Origin of the sequence: Aequorivita sp. KMM 9714, assembly GCF_011065475.1 — a bacterium.
GTDB lineage: Bacteria > Bacteroidota > Bacteroidia > Flavobacteriales > Flavobacteriaceae > Aequorivita > Aequorivita sinensis.
On record NZ_JAAGRO010000038.1, the window covers coordinates 1 to 424 of the forward strand.

General features: G+C 35.1%; 1 protein-coding gene. It reads right to left on the reverse strand.

Features of this window, described 5'->3' with window-relative positions; translation table 11 throughout:
* Window positions 1-12: 12 nt before the first annotated feature.
* Complete coding sequence (locus tag G3A46_RS14075; protein ID WP_241836911.1) at window positions 13-408, reverse strand: transposase; 396 nt, start codon at window positions 406-408, stop codon at window positions 13-15.
* Window positions 409-424 lie beyond the last annotated feature (16 nt).

Genomic DNA, 424 nt, shown 5'->3' on the forward strand with positions numbered 1-424 from the left:
CTATAGTTTCCATTAGGGCTTGATGTTTAGTTTTTTTTTAAGTTCTAAAGCATCTTTGTAGCCTAATTTCTTAGCGGCCACTGTAAGGTAACTATCATCTATAAGCTTATCTAGATCCTTCTTAATAAGAAGTTCCTTAAGCTGTTTAAGCTCTTTTTGCAGGGCTTTAATTCGGGTAAGTTCATCATCTGTTTGCACGAGTACACGGGTGTTCATTAAATCTTTACGATTGTACTTTTTAATCCATTCATTAATGGTACTTGGCTGTATGCCATAGAGCAGTCCTACTTGTCTTTTAGAGTGATTACCCTTGGAGAGTTCATCAAGAACTTTGAGTTTAAAGCTTTCGCTGTAACGTCTTACATATCCGTCATTTTTATACATATACATTTGTTTTAGTGTATACATATTTCAGGACGGGTCA

Bases quoted from the DNA above. Each gene is read 5' to 3' on its own strand.
- G3A46_RS14075 (WP_241836911.1), bottom strand. From the start codon at position 408: ATGTATACACTAAAACAAATGTATATGTATAAAAATGACGGATATGTA.